The sequence below is a fragment of the Asticcacaulis benevestitus DSM 16100 = ATCC BAA-896 genome (assembly GCF_000376105.1).
Classification (GTDB): Bacteria; Pseudomonadota; Alphaproteobacteria; order Caulobacterales; family Caulobacteraceae; genus Asticcacaulis; species Asticcacaulis benevestitus.
Genome location: NZ_AQWM01000025.1, coordinates 23,669 through 44,670, shown reverse-complemented (window position 1 = coordinate 44,670; position 21,002 = coordinate 23,669). Strand labels below are relative to the sequence as shown.

Annotated in this window: 21 protein-coding genes; 17 read left to right on the top strand and 4 right to left on the bottom strand. The window is 59.7% G+C overall.

Annotated elements, in window-relative coordinates:
• Positions 1-31: 31 nt before the first annotated feature.
• Positions 32-841 carry a hypothetical protein gene (locus B060_RS0117995; RefSeq protein ID WP_018083197.1) on the bottom strand — a complete coding sequence of 270 codons (810 nt, stop codon included), beginning with the start codon at positions 839-841 and terminating at the stop codon, positions 32-34.
• Positions 842-992: 151 nt separating this feature from the next.
• Between B060_RS0117995 and B060_RS0117990 the strand changes: the two genes are divergently transcribed.
• The 8 genes from B060_RS0117990 (at position 993) to B060_RS26240 (ending at position 7,336) form a co-directional block, all read left to right on the top strand.
• On the top strand, positions 993-1,586 hold the full coding sequence (locus B060_RS0117990; protein WP_155847965.1) for a PAS domain-containing protein: 594 nt from the start codon (positions 993-995) through the stop codon (positions 1,584-1,586).
• Positions 1,587-1,638: 52 nt separating this feature from the next.
• Complete coding sequence (locus tag B060_RS0117985; RefSeq protein WP_018083195.1) at positions 1,639-2,424, top strand: polyphosphate kinase 2 family protein; 786 nt, start codon at positions 1,639-1,641, stop codon at positions 2,422-2,424.
• 147 nt (positions 2,425-2,571) lie between these two features.
• Positions 2,572-3,180, top strand: a complete 609-nt coding sequence (locus B060_RS25105; RefSeq protein ID WP_018083194.1) for a hypothetical protein — start codon at positions 2,572-2,574, stop codon at positions 3,178-3,180.
• A gap of 97 nt (positions 3,181-3,277) precedes the next feature.
• The gene (gene ubiA / locus B060_RS0117975; protein WP_018083193.1) at positions 3,278-4,288 is read left to right on the top strand and encodes a 4-hydroxybenzoate octaprenyltransferase; all 1,011 of its coding nucleotides are present in this window, start codon (positions 3,278-3,280) and stop codon (positions 4,286-4,288) included.
• 8 nt (positions 4,289-4,296) lie between these two features.
• A complete protein-coding gene (locus B060_RS0117970; protein WP_018083192.1) occupies positions 4,297-5,112 on the top strand; it encodes a DUF3298 and DUF4163 domain-containing protein in 816 nt (271 codons plus the stop codon).
• Entirely contained in the window at positions 5,112-5,759 is a 648-nt protein-coding gene (locus tag B060_RS0117965) for a class I SAM-dependent methyltransferase (protein ID WP_018083191.1), read from the top strand. Before B060_RS0117970 ends, B060_RS0117965 begins: the two co-directional genes overlap by 1 nt.
• Before the next feature lie 12 nt (positions 5,760-5,771).
• Positions 5,772-6,110, top strand: a complete 339-nt coding sequence (locus B060_RS0117960) for a VOC family protein (RefSeq protein WP_018083190.1) — start codon at positions 5,772-5,774, stop codon at positions 6,108-6,110.
• Positions 6,111-6,118: 8 nt separating this feature from the next.
• Positions 6,119-7,336, top strand: coding sequence for a tetratricopeptide repeat protein (locus B060_RS26240; RefSeq protein ID WP_155847964.1), 1,218 nt, complete (start codon positions 6,119-6,121; stop codon positions 7,334-7,336).
• On the opposite strand, the gene B060_RS0117950 is transcribed toward B060_RS26240, so the two are convergent.
• Positions 7,337-8,212 (bottom strand): NAD-dependent epimerase/dehydratase family protein, encoded by an 876-nt coding sequence (locus tag B060_RS0117950; RefSeq protein ID WP_026172948.1) that lies wholly within the window; start codon positions 8,210-8,212, stop codon positions 7,337-7,339.
• A gap of 255 nt (positions 8,213-8,467) precedes the next feature.
• Here B060_RS0117950 and B060_RS0117945 point away from each other — a divergent pair, with 255 nt between their 5' ends.
• On the top strand, positions 8,468-10,000 hold the full coding sequence (locus tag B060_RS0117945; protein WP_018083187.1) for a UbiD family decarboxylase: 1,533 nt from the start codon (positions 8,468-8,470) through the stop codon (positions 9,998-10,000).
• Here the strand turns inward: B060_RS0117945 and B060_RS25095 are convergent, their stop codons facing one another.
• Entirely contained in the window at positions 10,001-11,839 is a 1,839-nt protein-coding gene (locus B060_RS25095; protein WP_236621673.1) for a putative bifunctional diguanylate cyclase/phosphodiesterase, read from the bottom strand.
• A 316-nt stretch (positions 11,840-12,155) separates the two neighbouring features.
• On the opposite strand from B060_RS25095, the gene B060_RS0117935 reads away from it, so the two are divergent.
• Genes B060_RS0117935 through B060_RS0117920 form a run of 4 tightly spaced genes read left to right on the top strand, consistent with a single transcriptional unit; the run spans position 12,156 to position 15,237 of the window.
• Entirely contained in the window at positions 12,156-13,541 is a 1,386-nt protein-coding gene (locus tag B060_RS0117935) for a TldD/PmbA family protein (protein ID WP_018083185.1), read from the top strand.
• The gene (locus B060_RS0117930; RefSeq protein WP_236621672.1) at positions 13,541-14,335 is read left to right on the top strand and encodes an inositol monophosphatase family protein; all 795 of its coding nucleotides are present in this window, start codon (positions 13,541-13,543) and stop codon (positions 14,333-14,335) included. Before B060_RS0117935 ends, B060_RS0117930 begins: the two co-directional genes overlap by 1 nt.
• Before the next feature lie 18 nt (positions 14,336-14,353).
• A complete protein-coding gene (locus B060_RS0117925; protein ID WP_018083183.1) occupies positions 14,354-14,590 on the top strand; it encodes a DUF4170 domain-containing protein in 237 nt (78 codons plus the stop codon).
• Positions 14,591-14,592: 2 nt separating this feature from the next.
• Positions 14,593-15,237 carry a DUF3885 domain-containing protein gene (locus B060_RS0117920; protein ID WP_018083182.1) on the top strand — a complete coding sequence of 215 codons (645 nt, stop codon included), beginning with the start codon at positions 14,593-14,595 and terminating at the stop codon, positions 15,235-15,237.
• 2 nt (positions 15,238-15,239) lie between these two features.
• Here B060_RS0117920 and B060_RS25090 read toward each other — a convergent pair whose 3' ends face one another.
• The gene (locus B060_RS25090) at positions 15,240-15,929 is read right to left on the bottom strand and encodes a fused DSP-PTPase phosphatase/NAD kinase-like protein (RefSeq protein WP_018083181.1); all 690 of its coding nucleotides are present in this window, start codon (positions 15,927-15,929) and stop codon (positions 15,240-15,242) included.
• A gap of 168 nt (positions 15,930-16,097) precedes the next feature.
• Between B060_RS25090 and B060_RS0117910 the strand changes: the two genes are divergently transcribed.
• From B060_RS0117910 to lpxK, 4 genes are read left to right on the top strand one after another with little or no spacing between them, the layout of a single operon-like run.
• Positions 16,098-17,936, top strand: coding sequence for an ABC transporter ATP-binding protein (locus tag B060_RS0117910; RefSeq protein ID WP_018083180.1), 1,839 nt, complete (start codon positions 16,098-16,100; stop codon positions 17,934-17,936).
• Positions 17,933-18,661 (top strand): lysophospholipid acyltransferase family protein, encoded by a 729-nt coding sequence (locus B060_RS0117905; protein ID WP_018083179.1) that lies wholly within the window; start codon positions 17,933-17,935, stop codon positions 18,659-18,661. The genes B060_RS0117910 and B060_RS0117905 overlap by 4 nt, the downstream gene beginning before the upstream one ends.
• Entirely contained in the window at positions 18,658-19,929 is a 1,272-nt protein-coding gene (locus B060_RS0117900; protein ID WP_018083178.1) for a 3-deoxy-D-manno-octulosonic acid transferase, read from the top strand. Before B060_RS0117905 ends, B060_RS0117900 begins: the two co-directional genes overlap by 4 nt.
• Entirely contained in the window at positions 19,926-20,960 is a 1,035-nt protein-coding gene (gene lpxK / locus B060_RS0117895; RefSeq protein WP_018083177.1) for a tetraacyldisaccharide 4'-kinase, read from the top strand. Before B060_RS0117900 ends, lpxK begins: the two co-directional genes overlap by 4 nt.
• Positions 20,961-21,002: the final 42 nt, after the last annotated feature.

The window sequence follows — 21,002 nt, the reverse complement described above, 5'->3', positions numbered from 1 at the left end:
TTTTATGCGCTTTTTTTTTATATCCAATAGCTTACTGGACGAAGCCGCCGACACCACCATCGAAGCTCATCACGGTCGAGCTCGAAGAGCTCTGCGCCGAAGCGATCTGACGTTGCTTGGTGATCGTCTCGGTGCTCGTCAGGGTCAGGATCTTGATGCCGACACCAAAACGACGCAGCAGCGAGCGCTCGTTGCACTGGCGCTGCGGGGTCTGCACCTTGCAGGTCAGGGCGCCGTTCTCGAACCACAGGGCCTCGTTCTTGGCGCAGGTCATGTTCTTGCCGCCATCGAAATTGATCTTAGAACCATCATAATCGGCATAGGTCCACTGCATGTGGGTGCCGGCGATGCAGCGATAGACTTCGCCGCGATAACCGTTGGCGATGTCACGGCCCGAAAAGACCTGCGACGCCGGGTGCGGCACGCCGGTGTCGTCGATGCAGCTTGCCTGAATGATGGTCTGGCGGGTGAAGCTCTTTTGTTCCGAATAGGATTCAAAAGCCGCTGCGTCGCCGGTGATCACATTGAGGCCACCCGCGGCCTGCGGGTAACCGGGCGTCTGCGACCAATTGCTGTAACCACCGCCATAATAGGTGGCACCAGCCGAGGCCGAGCCGGAAGCGTTGGCGCGAACATTGACATTGACATCGACCGTGGTCTTGCCGCCGCCGTGACCACCACCGCAACTCGTGCAGGGCGTGTGGGGCGGATTAGGGTTCGTCGGGACGGTGGGCGGCTTCGGAGGCGTGCAACCCGTGGTGCAGGCCATGGCCTGGCCGGCAAAGGTCAGCATGCTGACGCCCAGAAGGACGGTGACAAATTTTGCAAACATAGCGCGCATCAAAACATTCCTCTTGGCTATTCTAGCCCGATCATCAGCAAGAACCATACCGCACCAAACTTGCCTTTTGATTAAATCAGCGGTGGAAAACGCTTCAAAATGGACAATCACGGCAACGATCTTGCCTTTTACAGGGGCAAAGGAGACCACCGTGCCCCATTCCAGCACAGTTTCATTGTTAAGCTACTGGCGCGGCCTTCAGGCCAGCCCGGATAAGGCGCCCTCACGAGACAGCTTTGATCCGGCACGCCTGAAGAGCCTGATACCGCAGATGATCATGATCTCCACGGCGCAGCCAGGCCACCGTTTTCGCTTATCAGGCGGCTTTTTGCGCTCCCTGCATGGCTATGAACTGAAGGATACGTCTTTTCTGGCGCTTTTCTGCCCGGCCTTCGTCGATACGATCGTCACCGCGCTGGGCATCAGCCGCAGGCGTGAACAGCCCATCGTGCTGACCCTCAGCGCGCCCTGGAAGACTCAGAATACGGACATGGAACCGGAAGACGCCGATCTGTTTCAAACCGAGACAGTGACCTTTGAAATCTGTCTGTGTCCCATGGTGAACCGCTATGGCAAGGTCGATCGTATGGTTGGCATTTACCAGACTACCTGTGCGGCACCGCGCAACCCTAACGGCTGGCTCGGCCAGTACACGCTTGTGGCATCCAAGCTTTATGCCCCCGACGCGGACATCAAGGCAGCCCATCTGCGCCTCATAGCCTCGGAGGGCCGCCGAATAGCTTGATTCTTTATACGTTCAGCGCATGGTATGGGGCTGTCATTCTATAGAGGCCCCCATGTCCAAATCCGAAGACGACAAACGTTCCAAAAAAAAAGCTGCCGAGGCACGTCTGGAGCAATTGCAGATTGCCCTGGTCGATACCCAGATCTGGACCATGGCGAATGGCCAGAAGGTCTGCATCCTGCTGGAAGGCCGTGACGCCGCCGGCAAGGACGGCGCCATCAAGCGCCTGACCGAATGTCTGTCGGTACGCAACACGCACGTCATCGCCCTGCCCAAGCCGACAGATTTCGACAAGGGCGCCTGGTGGTTTCAGCGCTACGTCAACCGCCTGCCCTCCACCGGTGAATGGGTGGTCTATAACCGCTCGTGGTACAATCGCGCCGGCGTCGAAAGGGTCATGGGCTTCTCTACGCCGGATCAGCAGGAGACCTTTATCCGCGACGTGCCGGATTTTGAAAGCATGATCGCGCGCAGCGGAATCACCCTGATCAAGCTGTGGCTCGATATCTCGCGTGACGAGCAAAAGCAGCGTCTCGATGACCGTCGTTCCGACCCGCGCAAGAAGCTCAAGGTCAGTGACCTCGATCAGGTGGCCCAGGATCGCTGGGCAGACTATTCCGCGGCCAGGGACGATATGCTGCGCCGGTCACACCATGAACATGGCCCATGGATCTGCGTGGCTACCGACAGCAAGGTGAAGGCGCGCGAACATATCCTGCGCCATGTCCTCAAGGTGCTGGCCTGCCCGCACGCCTCAGACGATGTCGCCCCCCCTGATCCGGCGATTGTTTTTTCTTATGACGAGGTTATCGAAGGCCGCAAGTCACTCAGAAAATAGAACAGGTCGAGAACGTCGAATCGCTGTGCAAAATATTGAAAAATAAAAGGTTAAAGTAACCGTTTGTTGACTCTGATTTGACACCCTTTCAGCCGTTCTGCAGGCAAAAGGGCCGGCAGTACTGGACAAAAGGTTCAGGGTCTTACGATGCCGCACGTCACGCATAAAGCGTACCATGATGACAGTCACAAAGCGCCGCCCGCCAAGCGCGCGAAGCTGAAAGAATGCGGCGACTGCAACCTGTGCTGCAAGGTCTACGATATCCCGGATCTGGAAAAGAAAGCCGGTCACACCTGCTTCAACGTGCGCCCCGAAGGCGGCTGCGGCGTATGGGGCCTGCATCCAACTATCTGCCAGGAATTCAAGTGCCTGTGGCTGAAGCACGACGACATGAATGGCGTCTGGCGCCCGGATCATGCCGGCTTTGTGCTGCGCCTTGAGCCCAATGGCACCACCCTCGCTGTGGATGTCGATCCCGATCGCCCCAACGACTGGCGCCGTCCGCACTATTATGACCAGCTCAAGATCTGGTCCGAGGTCATGCCGAAGAACGAAGGCCTGGTTCTGGTCTATGTGCCGGAAGGCCTTTACGTCATCACGCCAATGGAAGACCTGTTCCTGAAGGCTCCCAAGCGCGGCGATATCCTTGAAACCGGCATGGAGGACAGCCTGTTTGGCATGCGTCCGTTCGCCCGCGTCATCCCAGCCAGCCAGGTGCGCAAGGACCGCTCGCTGCTGCACAAGCGCCGGGCCTGACAAGGGCCACAGGCCCTTGACCCGTTTGTTTGACAGCGCGCGCTGATCGCCTCAAAATCCACTCGACAATTCCAATGGCGCGGTTCATCAACAGGGCATGAAGACTCCTGCTCACGCCCCACTCCCTGATGCCGCCAAACTCAACTGGGTTGACCGTTACGCGCCCGCCAAACTCCAGCCGTGGCTGAAGCTTGGCCGGCTGGATCGCCCTATCGGCATCTGGCTTTTGTTCCTGCCCGGCGCCATGGGGCTGGCCTTCGCCATCGCGCACCCGTTCTTCACGCTTAATAACAATGGAATCGCGGCGGTTCTGTCACCACAGGACGTCCTGCGCAATCATTTCCCGTGGTACAAGCTGCTCCTGTTCGCCATCGGCTCGGTGCTGATGCGCGCCGCCGGCTGCGCCTTCAATGATTTCGTCGATCGCGATATCGACGCCAAGGTCGAGCGCACCCGCAGCCGCCCCATTCCCGCCGGCCAGATTAAGCCGAAACAAGCCATCTCCTTCGCCGCCGCGTGCTCGCTGATCAGCTTCCTGATCCTGATCCAGCTTGGTCTCGTCACCATCCTGCTTGGCGTCGGCTCGCTTCTGCTCGTCGCCGGCTATCCCTTCATGAAGCGCATCACCTGGTGGCCGCAGGCGTGGCTGGGCCTGACCTTCAACTGGGGCTTCCTGATGGGCTACGCCACCATCACCGGCACCCTGACCCTGCCCGCGATCCTCTTCTATGCCGGCCTGATCTTCTGGACGCTGGGCTATGATACCATCTACGCCCTGCAGGACATCGAGGATGACGCCATGATCGGCGTCAAGTCGAGCGCCCGCGCCCTTGGCAAGAATACGGTGAACGGCGTCAGCATCTTCTACGGAATGGCATCGGCTCTGACCGGCGTCGCGGCTTATTACGCCAATCTGCCCGGCCTCTTTTTCGGTGGACTTTTGCTCGTAACGGCGCATCTTTTCTGGCAGGTTGTCCGCCTGCGGCCGAACGCAAACGGAGATGGCTGGGACAGCGCCCAGGCGCTGAAACTGTTCAAATCCAACCACACCACCGGCCTGATCTGGTTTTTCAGCCTGCTGGCTGTGCACTTCACCAGCCTACTATAGGGAACGGCATGACGCATACGCTAAAATTCGCCGGACTGCTTCTTCTGACGCTGGTCACGGTTTCGGCGTGCCACAAGAAACCCAAGGACGAAGCCGCGCCAGACGCGCCGCCAGCCATAGCGGCGCCGATGAGCTTCGCCAAGTCGGACGCCGATGTCGATGTCCGCCTGTCTCTGCCCGATCTCATCAAGCTCTATCCCGAACTGCACGCGCGCCTCTATAAGGAGGGCGAAGCGACCCTGACCGCCTTTATCGACCAGGCGCGCAAGGACCATGCGCAAAACAGCGCCGATGGCTTCATTGAGCCGCCCTATTCCCATGCGATCGACTGGAAAATATCGGCTCAAAGCGAGCGGCTTGTGTCGCTTTTCGCCGAGGAAGATGATTTTCAGGGCGGCGCCCACCCCAACCATACCTTTCAGACGCTTCTGTGGGACAAGACCGGCAAGGATCTGCTGCCGGCTGCGCGCCTGTTTGCGCCGGGCGCCGATTTCAAACCGATTGATTCCTACGTCTGCCGCCAGATCGAAGCCGAGCGCTCCAAACGCGCCGGCGAGCCGATCTCGCAGGGCGGTTCCGGTTTTGCCTGCCCGAAATTTGCCGAGAGCCGCCTGATCCTGCTTCCTTCCGTCCAGACGGGCAAGATCGGCGCTATTGGCGCGCTCTATGCGCCTTATGATGTCGGTCCCTATGCCGAGGGGGCCTATGAGATTCACGTGCCTCAGGCCATGCTGACGGGCCTCATCGCGCCTGAATTTGCCAGCCAGTTTGGCGGGGAAGCCGTCAAGGCAGAGGCGCTGGCAGAGTCGGTCTCCAAGCCGTAATGCCCGATAAGCAAGCCTTTATTCGTAGCCATACCCGCGTGCTGCCTGTGCCCAGCCTGCCCGAAATGCGTCTCTATCAAGCTGACGCAGTCACGCCGCTGTGGCTGATGACCGAGCAGGATCTGGTGCAGGAACGGCTGGCGCCGCCCTTCTGGGCCTTCGCCTGGTCGGGCGGTCAGGCTCTGGCGAAATATGTCGCCGCGCACCCGGCTATCGTCAAAGGCAAGCGTGTGCTCGATATCGCCTGCGGCTCCGGCCTGGTCGGGATCGCCGCCATTCAGGCTGGCGCTGAAAGCGTGCTTTGCAACGATATCGATCCTTATGCAGAAGCAGCGGTGGCGCTGAATGCAGCGCTCAATGATGTCACGCTCGCCTTCACAGGCGATGATCTGCTTGACGGCCCGCTGCCGGAGATCGATGTCATTCTGGCCGGTGATATATGCTATGAAAAAGCGATGACTGACGCCATGCTGACATATTTTCGCCGCGCCGCGCGGCAATCTATAGAGGTCTATATCGGTGATCCGCACCGGACCTACTTCCCTAAGGATGGCCTGACCCGACTGGCCGATTACGACATCATCACCAATGCCGATATCGAAGACCGCGCGCTGAAGCCGGCGAGCGTCTGGAAACTGCCCCCTTAAGGAAACGCCTGAATGCCCGCGCACCACAAGATCGACTACATCGAATTTCCCGGCGGCGATCTCAACCCGCTGAAAGACTTTTACAGCAAGGCCTTCGGCTGGAACTTTATCGACTACGGCCCGACCTATGCGGCGCTGGCCGATGCCGGAATTGACGGCGGCTTTGACGCCGACAGTTCTTCCGCCAAGCCGCTGGTGATCCTATATAGTGACAATCTCGAAGCCTCACTTGCGCAGGTCGAGGCGCAAGGCGCCGAGATCACGCTGGCGATCTTCGATTTCCCCGGCGGACGTCGCTTTCATTTTCGTGATCCTTCCGGTAATGAACTGGGTGTCTGGTCAGATAAGTAGAGGCATTTGTGCGTAAAGCCGCTTTGGTCTCCGTTTTAGCGTTTCTGGCGGCATCCCTGATCGGGAACGCTCGGCCGGCTATGGCAACACTGGCCGCACCGAAGCCGCCCTCCGCCAAGGAACAGTTTGAAGCGCTGAGCAACAAGGCCACGGCCGGTGATATTCAGGCGCAATACGATCTCGGCCAGGCCTATCTGATCGGCAAGTACGTTCAGAAGAAGAATGAAAAATCCGCCCTTGAATGGATAGGCAAGGCTGCCGACGCCGGCAATGCACAGGCCCAGCTCGATATGGCCGGTTTTTACCGCCTGGGCCGTGGCGTGAAGCCGGATTCCGGCCAGGCGCTGACCTGGTATCAAAAGGCCGCCGATCAGGGGCGTACGGAGGCCAGTCTGTTTATATGTACGGCCTATACAGAAGATACCACGATCCACGCCGACTGGCCGAAAGCCTTCCCCTACTGCAAAACGGCCGCAGCTGAAGGCGCCGCCAATGCGCAATATGCCCTGGGCATGGCCTATGCCGAAGGTCGCGGCACGGCGCCCAACAACGCCTTAGCGCTGCAAAATCTGAAAAAGGCTGCCGATCAGGGACAGGGCGCGGCCCTGACCGAACTTGGACAGCTTTACCAGATCGGCGATCTCGTGACCCAAGACTATACCGAGGCGCTGATCCTCTTCAAGAAAGCGGCACGCCGTGGTGACCGTGCAGCGATTGCGTTGACGGCGCAAGCCTATGAGGCTGGTCAGGGCGCAACCGTCGATCTCGACCGTGCCGCGCGCCTCTATCACATTCTGGCGCGTGACGAGGATGACAAGATCGGCCATGCCTGGCTGACAGCCCATCCCGATGCACCCAAAGAGCCCGAGATTTTGTCGCTGGCGCAAATTCCGCGCGACGTCATCTTCTATGCCACAGAGACCAACGACCCGCGCTTCCAGACCATGGATATCCATGGCTATTTCGATCAGTTGAGCGTTTCGTCCTATCCCGGGGACGCCCAGAACGACAACATCAGCGGTGAAGCCGCCGCCGAATGTCGCTTTACCCCCAGCGGCGATTTAGACGACTGCGTGCTGGTGACGGAATCACCCAAGGATTATGGTTTCGGCGCCTCGCTGATGCGGATCATGGACCGCCTCGGCAGTTCGGGTAACAAGACCGACTGGGCTAAGCGCTTTGATGGCAAGTCTGTACGCGTATCGATGAAATGGAAGCCTAAATAATTACGTCTGGAACACAGGCCTGAAAGCTCTTGATGCATAGCCGAAATCCTTCGTGGCGGCGCTGTGGTCGAACCACAGATCAACATTCATACGCAGAGCCATGCTGATATTGCGTTTGAGCGACTTTTTCGGTCGGATCAGATTGAGGGCGAAAAAACCAAGTCGCCACATCCAGACCGGCAGGGCGATGATCACCGGCGCCTTGCCGAGCGCCTCGAAAATACGCCGCACCATATCGGCATAGGTCAGGTCTTCGCCACCGCTTAAGTTATAGGCCATATTATAAGCCGGTTTCGCGGTCAGGGCCTGCATGGCGGCGGTAGCGAGGTCACGCGCATGTACAGGCTGGCGCAGGCCCGATGCCAGGCCGCAAACCGGAAAAAAGCCCAACTTGCGGATGGTCCCGGCGATACGGCTGACATTGGCATCCTCGCCCTCATCATAGATCAGGGTCGGGCGCAGGATGGTCCAGGCGACCCCGCGCGCTTCGCAAAAGGCGGTCAGGATCGCCTCGCCTTCCGCCAGGCGCGCCACAACCTCGCGTTCGGCCGGTTCCGCGGAAGCAGCCTTGGTCAGCCGGCTGGTCGAGGAAAAGGCGATGATCCGCTTCATGCCAAGCTCGATCAGGCGCTCCAGCAGGGCTTCGCTGATCAGCCAGATCGGCGCGCACATAATGACAGCCACGAGATTGCGATCCGGCTGGAAGTCCTGCGGCCGCGTCGTGTCGAGAATCAGGCTCTGTCCGGCCAGTGGTTCGCGCGCGGTATAGCGCACGCTGTCCTGCGGCCAGCCGGCGCCCTTGATGGCTTCGGCCATGCGGCGTCCGACCAGCGAACGCGCGCCAATAACCAGCAAGCCTCTGTTGTCCGCGACCACGGCATCCTCCCGACGAATCGCGTCACCTTGGCTGAGTTGCCATAGGTTTTCAATGGCCCAGCCCCGCGGCACATGAGCTAAAGCGCTTGCGACCCTTGGCCCCATTGCCACGGCCCGCAATCCGGCCTATGTCACCGCAAATGAACAACTCTCCACCGGTCTTGCCGTGGCGAGGGCAGCATTATTTCAACATGGGGCCGCCCGAGCCTATGCGAAGCCGCCTTCGCGGCGCTTGAGCGACTAAGGAATAAAAGTATGTCGGCTTATAAGTCTTTGCGCGATTTTCTGGACAAGCTTGAAGCCTCCGGTGACTTGGTCCGGGTGACCACGCCGGTCTCGACGCACCTGGAGATGACCGAGATCCAGACGCGTCTGCTGGCGGAAAAAGGCCCGGCCGTCCTGTTCGAGAACGTCATGCTCGAAGACGGCACGCCCTCTCCCATGCCGGTTCTGGTCAACCTGTTCGGCACCGTTAAACGCGTCGCCATGGGCGTCACCATGGATGGCAAGGACCGCACCCTGCCCTCTGATCTGCGCGAAGTCGGCGAACTGCTGGCCTTCCTGCGCCAGCCTGCGCCGCCACGTGGCCTGAAGGACGCCTGGGACATGCTGCCCTTGGCCCAGACCGTCATGGCCATGCGCCCGAAGACGGTGAAAACCGCGCCGGTGCAGGAAGTGGTGCTGACCGGCGACCAGATCGACCTGACCCGATTGCCGATCCAGGGCTGTTGGCCCGGCGAGCCGGCGCCTCTGATCACCTGGCCGCTCATCGTCACCAAGGGGCCTTCGGATAAGCGCGAGGATGACTACAATCTCGGCATCTACCGGATGCAGGTGTTATCGAAGGACACCACCATCATGCGCTGGCTGGCCCATCGCGGCGGTGCGCAACATCACCGCCGCTGGAAGGCCGAGGGCCGGCGTGAGCCCCTGCCCGCCGCGGCCGTGCTGGGCGCCGATCCCGGTCTGATCCTGGCCGCCGTCACGCCTGTGCCGGATACCTTGTCGGAATACCAGTTCGCCGGTCTGCTGCGCGGACAAAAGGCCGAGCTCGTACCAGCCAAGACCGTGCCGCTGCTGGTGCCTGCCCACGCCGAAATCATCCTGGAAGGCCACGTCATGCTCGATGACTATGCCAACGAAGGCCCTTACGGCGACCACACCGGCTATTACAATTCGGTCGAGAAGTTCCCGATCTTCAAGATCAGCGCCATCACCATGCGCAAGAAGCCGATCTATCTCTCCACCTTCACCGGACGTCCGCCCGATGAGCCCTCGGTGCTCGGCGAAGCGCTCAACGAGGTGTTTATCCCGCTCATCCAGCAGCAGTTTCCGGAGATCGTCGATTTCTGGTTGCCCCCCGAAGGCTGCTCCTACCGCATCGCCGTCATTTCGATGAAGAAGGCCTATCCCGGTCACGCCAAGCGCGTGATGATGGGCGCGTGGTCCTACCTGCGCCAGTTCATGTACACCAAGTGGATCATCGTAGTGGATGACGACATCAACGCCCGCGACTGGAAGGATGTCATGTGGGCGATGAGCACGCGTATGGATCCGGCGCGCGACATCACCCTGGTCGATCGCACCCCGATCGATTATCTCGATTTCGCTTCACCGGAATCAGGTCTGGGCTCCAAGATCGGTCTCGACGCCACCAATAAGTGGGAACCCGAAACGCACCGCGAGTGGGGCGAGAAGCTCTATATGGAGCAGGAGGTCATCGACCGCGTGTCGGAAAAGTGGGCCGAGATGGGCCTGCCCGGCAGCGGGAAGAGCATCTGGAAGTAATCAGCCCGCCTCAAGCGCCGCATGCATGCGCGATGTCTCGTTCTCGAGATAGGGCAGAACCTGCTCGGCCAGCATGGGTTTCGAGAACAGGTAACCCTGAATATAGCGCGCGCGGATCTGCGCCAGCTTGTTCATTTCGGCCTGCGTTTCCACGCCTTCGATGACGCAATCCAGATTGAGATTACGGCACAGATCGATGATCGTCTTGATAATCTTGAGCGCTGAGCCGTGCTGCAGCAGTTGCACCACGAAGCTGCGATCGATCTTGATCTTGTCGACCGGCAGGCGATGGATGTAGCTGAAGCTCGAATAGCCCGAACCAAAGTCGTCGATGGCGATGCGGCAGCCCATGCTTTTCATCTTGGTCAGCGCCTCGCACGCCTGCTCAAAATCGGTCAGCATGGCGGTTTCGGTAATCTCGAACTCGATGCGGTGCGGATCGATGCCGGAATTACGCACGGCATTGCAGATATTGACGATCGAAATGCCGGAACGCAGGTCGCGCGCCGACAGATTGAACGACACACGCGTCGTTTCCGGCCATGTCCGCACCTCGGCGAGAGCTTTTTCCAGAAGCAACAGCGTGATCTGAGTGATCAGGCCGGAACGCTCGGCCGCCTTGATAAAGATATCCGGTCGAACCGAGCCCAGCTTGGCGCTGTTCCAGCGCGCCAGGGCCTCGAAACTGACCGTTTTGTTGTCCACCACATCGACCTGGGGCTGGAACATGATCGACAGTTCTCGATCGAGATCGCTGGTGCGCAGGGTCTGGTCAACCAGCGAGAAATCGCGCATGTCGGCTTCGTGCTTGTCGGTGAAAACCACCGGGGCGCCGCGCAGGTTCTGCTTGGCGAAATAGAGCGCATAGTCGGCACGCTCCAACAATTGCGAAGCGGTAAGTTGATCGGAAGCGCATTTGACGAAACCGACACTACCGGAGATATTGGCCGTCACGCCACCGAGGAAATAGGTATCGCGCAAGGCGTCGCATAGTCTGGCGCCGAAGTCTTCAAGCAATTGCGCGCTGACATCGCCATAGAGGATAATCGCGAACTCATCGCCGCCCATGCGCGCGGCAAAGGCACGGTCGGCGCAGACCTGATTCAGGCGATTGCCGACCTCGATCAGCAAGGTGTCGCCGACGCTATGGCCATAGATATCGTTGATCGGTTTGAAGCCGTCGAGATCGATGAGTGCCAGATGGAAGACCTGCCGGCCTGTGTTGACGCCCGCCAGAGCCGCCTCCATGACACGGAAGAAGCTGCGACGATTGGGCAGGCCGGTGAGCATATCGCTATCAGCCATGGTTTGCGCTTTACTGTGCAGATCTTCCGCCATGACGCGCGCCTGCACGGCACGCAGAAGCGTCTGACGCACGACCACCGTTAGCAGGGTGGCAAGGGCCACCATCAGGATCACCATGGCGACATTGTCGACGGACAGTCTGCCGTTATGAATATAGCCCATGCCAGCGACCGTCACGAGTGTGACGCCGACGCTCGGAATGACCACGCGCAGGCTGATCCCGGTCATGGCGTAGACTAGGCTCAGGAAAATGAAATAAACCAGTCTGTTGTCATTGAAATGCAGTGCCTGGAAAGCAACCGGATTGCAGAACAGCAAAAAGTTGACCGTCAGGCTCGCGATGTTGAGTTGATAGACGTGACGCGCCCGTTTGACGTAAAAGGCGTAGAAGGCCAAAGATGCGCCTGTGGTCAAGACGGACAAAGTGGCCAGTATCACTAAGCCCTGCCCCGTTTCGCTGAAGAAGCGGTTAAGGGTGACGAACGCGTAGTAACAACCGATGATGAGGCAATAGCTGGAGATGATGGGCTTCATAGCCGCCACCTCTTCCGCTTCGCTCAGGGTCAGGCTGTTCGTTTCAACCGCCTGCGGAGCCCTTTTCTTTGACCACCGCCGGGGCGTAAGCAAATTCGCCAAGCTGTTCATCACAATGTGCATTTCGCCTCAGTCATGGCCTTGAAAGTCTTATCAGGCGGGCCCGATTGCGCGACATTCTAGACCTCACATATAAAAAAACCTCTAAGCTACGGTACCCCGTTGCAACAAAAAGCCGTTATGCGAATCTTTCGCCAGATCGAATTGTCACAAACGAGACTTGCGTAACCACGGGGCGCGGGCCTATAGATTTTTCATGTTGCAAACGCGAAACGACCCAGATTCCGCCCGCGCAGACGCGCAAGTCCAGCGCCTTGACGATATCCTGACCGCTGCCCGCAAGGCCGGCGCGGATGCCTGCGAGGCAGTCTTCGCCGAAAGCCGTTCGCTGTCGGTCGGCGTTCGCAAGGGCGAGGTTGAAACCGTCGAGCGCGATGAGAACAGCGATCTGGGCCTGCGTGTGTTCGTCGGCCGGAAACAGGCTGTCGTTTCGGTTTCCGAATTCTCGAAAGCGACGCTCGATCGCCTGGTCGAGCGTGCCGTCGCCATGGCCACCCTGGCGCCGGAAGATCCCTATGCCAGCCTGGCCGATCCGGCGCTGCTCTACAAGCCCGCAGCCACAAAGCCGGATCTGCAACTCTTCGACCCGACGCATCTCAGCGCCGAAAGCCTGCAACAGCGCGCGCTCGATATCGAAGCCGGCGGACTGGCGACTGGCAATGACGCGCTGCAAAGCGACGCCGCCAGCACCGGCTATGTACAGAATATGTGGTCGATGCTGACCTCCGATGGTTTCCGCGGCACGCACCAGACCAGCCTGTTCTTCCAGTCCGGCCGCTTTATCGCCACGGATGCCGACGGCAATATGGAGCGCGATGGCGAAGGCCGCAGCGTCCGTTTTGCCGCTGACCTGCCCGATGTCAACGATACCGGCCGCTTGGCCGCCGAACGCGCCCTGGCCTCTTTGGGCGCCCGCAAGATCGAGACCCAAAAAGCGGCAGTCCTGTTTGACAAGCGCATCGCCAAGTCGGTGATCGGCCAGTTCCTCGGCGCTATTTCCGGCAGCATGATTGCGCGCGGCTCGTCCTTTTTGAAGAAGAAACTGGGCCATCAGCTTTTCGACAGCTCTGTGCAGATCATCGATGATCCGCTGCGCGTCCGTGGCCTTGGCTCATGCTTTTTCGATGATGAAGGCGTGGCGGTCAGCCGGCGCGCGATCATCAGGGATGGCGTCCTGTCCGGCTGGCTGCTCAACACCGGCGCCGGCAAGCAACTCGGCATGCCCTCGACCGGCCACGCCTCGCGCAGCCTTGCCAGCCCGCCGGGCGTCGCTACACACAACATCACGCTGGAAGCCGGCACGCAATCGCCGGAAGCCCTTATGCAGTTGGCGGGCAAGGGGGTCGTTGTCACCTCGATGTTCGGTCCCAGCGTCAATAACGATACAGGCGACTGGTCGGCCGGCGCTTCGGGCTTCTGGTTCGAAAACGGCGTCATCGCCTATCCGGTCAATGAAATCACCGTCGCCGGTAATCTGATCGATATCTTCAAGCGGCTGGTTCCCGCCTCCGATCTGGAGGTTCGCGGCACCATGGATACACCAAGCCTGCTCGTCGAAGGCTTGAGCCTTGGGGGCAAATGATGCGCGATGATCACGCCACCGACCTCGAACTGATTATCGACAAGGTGCGTCGTGCGGGGGCGCTTGCCCAGCACCTCAAGGCCAACGGCCTAATCACCAGCTACAAGGCCGACGGCTCCATCGTCACCAATGCCGATACTGAGGTCAATCTGTGGCTCAAGGAGGCCCTGCTCGCGGCTCGCCCCGATTATGGCTGGCAGAGCGAGGAGGAAGCCGATAACGCCGAACGCCTGACCTCCGTGCGCACCTTCGTACTTGATCCGATCGACGGCACCATGGGCCTGTCGAAGGGCAGTCCCTACTGGACCATCGCCCTGGCGGTCATCGAGGCCAACCTGCCGGTCGCCGCCGTGGTCTATGCGCCTGATTCATCTGAAATGTACGCGGCCGCCTATGGCGAAGGCGCCTGGCTCAACGGCCAGCCGATCCGCGCCAGCCAGCGTATCCAACTGGAAGATTCCGAAGTGCTCGGCGATTCCCGCCTGTTCGGCAAGGATATATGGCCGGTGCCATGGCCGCGCCTCAGCGTCCATTCGCGCCCGTCCGTCGCCTACCGCATGGTGTGCGTCGCCGCCGGCAAGGCCGATTTCACCATTGCGCTTACGCCAAAACGTGACTGGGACGTGGCGGCCGCCACCCTGATCGCGCAGGAGGCTGGCGCGATTGTCACAGACCATTTAGGTAATCCTTACGGATTCAATGCTATAGATAGCCTCAAGCCCTCCCTGATCTGCGCGGGCGCACCGCTTTTCGATGATATCATCCGGCGTTGCGCTCACCTGGAACACCTTTGATATTTAGCGAGTAAGATTATGAGCGACAAACAACTCCTCCACCTCGTCATCGGCGGCGAGCTTTTGAGCCTCGACGGCACCACCTTCAAGGATCTGAAAAAGGTCGAGTTTGTCGGCGCCTACGCCAATAACACCGAGGCCGTCGCAGCGTGGCGCGCCAAGGCGCAATCGACGGTCGATAATGCGCTGATGCGTTATTTCGTCATCCACGCCCATAAGCTGATCGATCCTTCCTCAGACGATCACAGCCACTGATTATGATGGATTTTGCGGTGCCAGGGCCTGATTGGTACGACCGTTTTATCCGCTCCCCCTATTCATTACGTTTTGAACTGGGGGGAGAGGAATTTCATAATATAACCCAATCTGTGCCACGTTTCGTTCAGGCCTTTGATCGGGCGAGGCACATTGCAGACTACGTTTTCCCGTCGACAACACCTTTGCTGGCGATCGTAGGGTTCTGGACGCTAGAAAAAGGTGAATTCTTTTACCGTAAGCACAAAGGCTGCAAAACCGGACTTGATATTCTGAAAATGACCGGCTTCGACGGCGGCATTCCCATGACGGAATGGTGCGCAAAACCGCCAGGAACGGAAGATGATGAAGATTATTCTCCCATAAACTGGACTGCCTATGATGTATCTAATAACAAGACCATGCGCGACGTCTTGATCTGGGGCGCTATTACCCGTGAGATGCCAATAGAACCTAGTGTTCCTGTCGAAATTTATCTGTATAGCCCCAAATCAGAAGTATTCATGGGAATCTATGACGATAGGGGGATGGATGTTAAAGCCCTGACGGCTGAAGCGTTGCTCAACATCTATCATAATTTCGATAAATGGCTTCTCGACTATGACAGACCGCGTATGATGGCTGCCTTTAGTGCGCCTGATGAGTAAAACTACTCCCGTTTCAGTAACTTATCGGTGAGCAACGTACCCCACCAGCTTGCGTGGAAGGTCGACTTGATCTTATCCGGATCGTAGTCCGGGCTCTGGGTCCAGTCATAGAAGCTGATGCCTTTCGGTTCGATATCGCGCAGATAGACCTCGAACACATAATCCAGCACGCCGGTATGCCCGGCCTTCATGTGCAGGGTGCGCAAGCCCAGTTCCTTGGCCGCCTCGCGGATCGGATCGCCAAGATGGAAGTGGCGATACAGCACGCTCATCATGCCGGCGCGGTCGGCGCCCGACTTGCAATGCAAAAGCGCCGGATATTCGATGCGCTCAAACAGCGCCCTGGCCTCACGGAATTCCGCCGCGGTCGGCAGGCTGCGCGAAGTCAGGCCGAAATCCTCCAGCTTGAGCCCCAGCTTTTCGCAGGCGTGTTTTTCAAGATAATAGAACGAGCCCTTGCCGCCGCGCAGGTTGATCACCGTGCGGATGCCCTCTTTTTTCCACCAGGCCAACTGAAACGGCCACGGCTGGTTGGTCCGCACCATGTCGTTGCCGATCCAGTGCGCATTGGTGAAACCGACGCGCAGATAGGCGTGATCGGCCCACAGATAATGCATATAGGTGGTGAAAAGCCCCCACTTGGTGTCAGTAGGAAACGCCTTTTTGTGGATCTTCTTGGGCAGCAGTTTCATACAGTCTCTTTGTGCTCAGGCGTCGCGCAAACACTCGCCCTTGCCACAGCCTTCAGGCTTACGGCGTTGTGGATTCGCCCTGCCATTAACACATAAACAGGCGACAGGCTTACAGAATTGACGCATAAACCTATATAAATGCTCAAAAAGCGATTACCAGACCGATCGATGAACCAAGCAAATTCGACCGCCCCAGACAACCTTAGCGCCAAAGCGCTGATGGCGCGCGTGTGGGTGCAATATCTTAAGCCCCAACGAGGTTTGCTGGCGATAGCGCTCCTGGGCGCCGTTGTCGTGGCCATCACCACCTCGATTCTGGCCTGGTGGCTCGGCCCGGCCATCGACCTTCTCTTTCACGCCGCCAGCGCCGAAGCCTCGCTGAAAGTCTTCCCTGCCGATCTGAAGACCTGGCTGCGCGCGCATCCGCTGGTGATCGTGCCAGCCGTGATTATCGTCACAGGCCTGATCCGCTTCTTGGGGCAGCGCGCCCTCACCGTGTCCCTCAATCAGCTCGGCAATCAGCTTGTCGGCAAGATCCAGGGACAACTGTTTTCACGCCTCGTCCGCGCCGATCTCGGCCGTTTGCAACAGGCCCACTCCGGTCAATACCTGTCGTCGGTGCTGTATGACGCCGATCTGGTGCGCGATGCCGCCTCAACCGGCGTGGTTCAATACGTGCAAGCCAGCCTGATCGTGGCGGGCGGCATCGTCACCATGCTGATCAATGACTGGAGCATGACCCTGGCTGTGCTGGTCGCTGCCCCCCTCATCAGTCTGGTGATGGGACGCTACCTCAAGCTGACGCGCAAGGCGGCGCAGGGCACCATGGTGGAGACCTCGACCCTCTCGACCGCCGTCATGGAAAGCCTGGATGGCGTCAAAATCATCAAGATCAGCAATCAGGAGACTGCCGAAGAGGCGCGCATCGGCGACGTCATCGCCCGCCGCCAGAGCCATATGATCAAGGGTGCCAATGCCCGTTCGATGGCCGCACCCGCCACCGAAGTGCTGACTACCCTGTTGCTGGCGGGGCTTCTGGGCTATGCTGGCTGGCGCGCCCAGAGCGGCGCCATCACCGTCGGAAGCCTGTTCGCCTTCATCGCAGCGCTTGGCACTGCCAGCCAGGCCCTGCGCCAACTGGCTGGTCTGCAAGGCACGTTTACGCAAGGCACGACCGCCGCCCGACGTCTCTTCGCCGCGCTAGATATCGAGCCGGAAATAACCGAGACCGCCAACGCCAAGACGTTACCGCGTGATTTCAAGGCTATAACCTTCGACAAGGCCAGCTTCTCCTATGGCGACGCCCCGGTTTTGCGCGCCGTATCCTTCACTGTAAAGGCGGGCGAGAGCATCGCGCTGGTCGGCCCGTCCGGCTCCGGAAAATCAACATTGCTTAATTTGATTCCGCGCTTCTATGATCTGAGCGACGGCGATATCCGTTTCGATGATGTGAGCCACCGCGACATCGCCCTCTCTTCGTTGCGCGACCAGATAGCGCTGGTGACGCAAGACCCTTTCCTGTTCGACGACACCATCCGCGCCAATATCGCTTACGGCACTGCCGGCGCCTCACCGGCGCAAATCGAACAGGCTGCAAAGGATGCCGCTGCCGATGATTTCATCCGTGCCCTGCCGCAAGGCTACGACACCAGCGTTGGGGAGGCCGGTTCGCGTCTTTCCGGCGGTCAGAAGCAGCGTATCGCCATTGCCCGCGCCTTCCTTAAAAACGCCCCGCTCCTGTTGCTCGATGAGGCCACCTCGGCACTCGATACCCAATCCGAGATCAAGGTGCAGGAAGCGCTGGAGCGCCTGATGGCCGGCCGCACCACCTTTATGATCGCGCACCGCCTCTCCACTATCCGCCACGCCGACCAGATTCTGGTGCTGGATGGCGGCCAAATCGTAGAACGCGGCACGCACAACGCTTTGATCAACAGCGGTGGGCTTTACGCCACCCTCGCCGCCACCCAGTTCGGCCAGCCCTATGTTGCGGAGGTGGTCGCGTGAAAAAACTGCTGCAATCCGATTTTATGCAAACCCTGATCGCCACGATTATCGTTGGCTATCTCAAGTTCTGTTACGCCACCACCACCTGGCGGGTCGAGGGGCAAGACGCCGTCGAAGCCATCTGGGATGGCAAGGGCCCGGTCGTGCTGATGTTCTGGCATGGTCGCCTGCACCTCGGCCACGCCTCATGGCCGCGCGATCGCGGGCAGCCGGTCTGTGTGCTGGCCTCGATGTCGAAAAGCGGCGATGTCAGCGTCAAGATCAATACGCGCTTCGGTTACCATTCGATCCGCGGCTCATCAGCCAAGAAGTCCGATCCGACGAAGCAAAAAGGCGGCGCCGGCGCTTTCCGCGAGTTGATCCGCTGGATACGCGGCGACAAGGAGACCGGCGGCCGCTGCGTTGCCATGACCCCCGATGGCCCGCGCGGTCCGTCGCGCGTCATGACGGAGGGCTCGCTCAAGCTGTCGCAGATCAGTCAGGCGCCGATGGTGGTGCTGGGCCAATCGACCAAGACCTATCTCGAATTCAACACCTGGGACCGGATGCGTGTGCCCCTGCCCTTCACCAAAGGCGCCATGGTCTGGGGCGTGCTGCCGCCCGTGCCGGCCGATACGGACGAAGCCGCGCTTGAGGCCTTGCGCCTTGAGGCCGAACAGGCCCTGACCGCCGTCACCGATCGCGCCGACGCGCTTTTGGGTTTGAATGCGAGTTTGACGTCATGAGCTTTTCGCTGGCCCTCTATCGTCGTTTGATGGGACTGGCCCACGGCATCGCCCCGCGCCTTTTGAAAAACCGTGTGGCGCGCGGCAAGGAAGATGCCGTGCGTTACACCGAACGTCTCGGTAAGACCGATAAGCCGCGCCCTTCCGGAGGACTCGTATGGTTCCATGGCGTCAGCGTCGGTGAGAGCCTTTCGGCCCTGCCGGTAATCGTGGTGCTGGCCGCCGAGCGCCCGGACCTCACCATCCTGATCACCACCGCCACCACGACCTCGGCCGATATTCTCGCCAAGCGCCTGCCAGAAGGCGTCATCCACCAGTTTGCGCCGATCGATACACCGCAGGCGGTCAAGGCCTTCCTCGATCACTGGCGTCCCGATCTGGCCGTCTTCATCGAAAGCGACATCTGGCCGATCCAGTTGCGCGAACTGAGCCTGCGCAAGGTGCCGCATGTGTTGCTGAGCGCGCGCATCACCAAGAAGACCTACAGGGGCTGGCAGCGTTTCCAGGGCGGGGTTCGCACCCTGCTCAAGGGCTACAGCCTGATCATGGCACAGGATGCCGACAGCGAGGAACGGCTGGAGGCCATAGGTGCCGTCGTCGGTCCGCGCGCCAATCTCAAATCGGTCGGCGCTGCCCTGCCGGTCGATCAGGCTGCCCTGTCAGAGCTGAAAAAGCTGGTCGGCAAGCAGTTCACCTATCTGGCGGCCAGCACGCATTATGGCGAGGACGGCCTGATCGCCAAGACGCTGGAACCGGCGTTATGGGGCGGCGACCTGCTGATTCTGGTGCCGCGCCATCCCATCCGCGCCGCCGAGATCAGGCTCGATCTCGAAGCCATGGGATTGAAAGTGGCGCAGCGCTCGAAGACCGAAAAGATCACCGCCAAGACCCACGTTTACCTCGCCGATACGCTGGGCGAACTGGGCGTCTTTTTCAGCCTCGCCGGCATCACCATCATGGGCGGCAGCTTTCTGGAAAACATTGGCGGGCATAATCCGCTCGAAGCCGCGCGTCTTGGCAAGGCGGTGATCACCGGGCCGGATATCAGCAACTGGAGCGGCATCTATGCCGACCTGCTCGATGATGATGCGGGCTTCCGCGTTCAGGGGCCGAGCGAACTCGGCTTCCTGCTCAGCCAGTTGCGCCAGCACCCTGAAGTGGTGCGCACCGCCAACGAAAAGGCGAATATCGTCAGCAAGCGCGAAGCCAATACGCTTGATACCGTCTGGGCGGCGCTGTCGCCGTTGTTGCCCGAACACACGCCATGACGATCAAAACCCCGGACTGGTGGTATAAGAAAAACGCCGCTGGCGCGCCGTGGTGGCGTTTCCTCCTGTGGCCTTTGTCCCTGCTGTGGCTGGCGATCAATACGATCAAAAGCGCCACGGCCAAGCCCTACCGTTCAAAGCTGTTCGTTATCAGCATCGGTAATGTGACGCTCGGTGGATCGGGCAAGACGCCCATCGCCGATGAGATCCTCAGCCTGCTGGCGCCTCAGGCTTACGGTCTGTCGCGCGGTCACGGCGGCACGCTGGCCGGGCCGATCGGGGTCGATCCTGCACTCCATAGCGCTGCCGAAGTTGGCGACGAACCGCTGATGCTGGCGCAGGATCACCCCTTCGTCATTGCCCATGACCGCGCCGCCGGTTTGCGTCTTATTGAAAAGGTGCGCAAAAAACCTAAGCCGATCATCGCCGTGGTCGATGACGCTCACCAGAACCTGAAAATCACCAAGGACCTGCATATACTGGTCATCGACGGCGATACGCGTAACGGTGCCTGGCCCTTCGGCGACAATGGCATCTGCCCCTATGGCCCGATGCGTGAACCGCTGGCGCAAGGCCTTGAGCGTGCTGACCTCTGCATACTGTGGATGCCGGACGATGACGCCCAGCCCGATCCGGATCTGATCGCTCTGCTCGGCGACAAACCGGTCTTCGTCGCCCGCCTGCAAGCCCATGCACCAGCGATCCCCGCACCGGTCTTTGGCTTTGCCGGCATCGCCAAGCCCTGGAAGTTTGAGGCTACCCTGCAGAGCGAAGGCTATGATATCGCGGGCTTTCGCGGCTTTCCCGACCATGCCGCCCTTACCCCTAACGATCTGACCAGGCTGATGGCTGAAGCCGAAGCCTTGGGCGCCCGGCTCATCACCACGCAAAAGGACTGGATCAAGCTTGATCCGGCCTGGCGCAGCCGAATCGCCTGCCTGCCGATCCGCGCCAAATTCGACGATGAAGCCGGTCTGCTGGCTTTTCTCGACAACGCTGTCAGAAGTGGCGCGCAGGGTTTGACTCGGTAAACCTCGCGGACTACCTTCCCCTCATAACAACGATAAATGAGG

Excerpts from the sequence above, each read along its gene's own strand:
- B060_RS0117995 (WP_018083197.1), bottom strand. The coding sequence starts at position 841 with ATGCGCGCTATGTTTGCAAAATTTGTCACCGTCCTTCTGGGCGTCAGC.
- B060_RS0117985 (WP_018083195.1), top strand. The coding sequence starts at position 1,639 with ATGTCCAAATCCGAAGACGACAAACGTTCCAAAAAAAAAGCTGCCGAG.
- B060_RS25105 (WP_018083194.1), top strand. The coding sequence starts at position 2,572 with ATGCCGCACGTCACGCATAAAGCGTACCATGATGACAGTCACAAAGCG.
- ubiA (WP_018083193.1), top strand. The coding sequence starts at position 3,278 with ATGAAGACTCCTGCTCACGCCCCACTCCCTGATGCCGCCAAACTCAAC.
- B060_RS0117970 (WP_018083192.1), top strand. The coding sequence starts at position 4,297 with ATGACGCATACGCTAAAATTCGCCGGACTGCTTCTTCTGACGCTGGTC.
- B060_RS0117965 (WP_018083191.1), top strand. The coding sequence starts at position 5,112 with ATGCCCGATAAGCAAGCCTTTATTCGTAGCCATACCCGCGTGCTGCCT.
- B060_RS0117960 (WP_018083190.1), top strand. The coding sequence starts at position 5,772 with ATGCCCGCGCACCACAAGATCGACTACATCGAATTTCCCGGCGGCGAT.
- B060_RS0117945 (WP_018083187.1), top strand. The coding sequence starts at position 8,468 with ATGTCGGCTTATAAGTCTTTGCGCGATTTTCTGGACAAGCTTGAAGCC.
- B060_RS25095 (WP_236621673.1), bottom strand. The coding sequence starts at position 11,839 with ATGAAGCCCATCATCTCCAGCTATTGCCTCATCATCGGTTGTTACTAC.
- B060_RS0117935 (WP_018083185.1), top strand. The coding sequence starts at position 12,156 with ATGTTGCAAACGCGAAACGACCCAGATTCCGCCCGCGCAGACGCGCAA.
- B060_RS0117930 (WP_236621672.1), top strand. The coding sequence starts at position 13,541 with ATGCGCGATGATCACGCCACCGACCTCGAACTGATTATCGACAAGGTG.
- B060_RS0117925 (WP_018083183.1), top strand. The coding sequence starts at position 14,354 with ATGAGCGACAAACAACTCCTCCACCTCGTCATCGGCGGCGAGCTTTTG.
- B060_RS0117920 (WP_018083182.1), top strand. The coding sequence starts at position 14,593 with ATGATGGATTTTGCGGTGCCAGGGCCTGATTGGTACGACCGTTTTATC.
- B060_RS25090 (WP_018083181.1), bottom strand. The coding sequence starts at position 15,929 with ATGAAACTGCTGCCCAAGAAGATCCACAAAAAGGCGTTTCCTACTGAC.
- B060_RS0117910 (WP_018083180.1), top strand. The coding sequence starts at position 16,098 with ATGAACCAAGCAAATTCGACCGCCCCAGACAACCTTAGCGCCAAAGCG.
- B060_RS0117900 (WP_018083178.1), top strand. The coding sequence starts at position 18,658 with ATGAGCTTTTCGCTGGCCCTCTATCGTCGTTTGATGGGACTGGCCCAC.
- lpxK (WP_018083177.1), top strand. The coding sequence starts at position 19,926 with ATGACGATCAAAACCCCGGACTGGTGGTATAAGAAAAACGCCGCTGGC.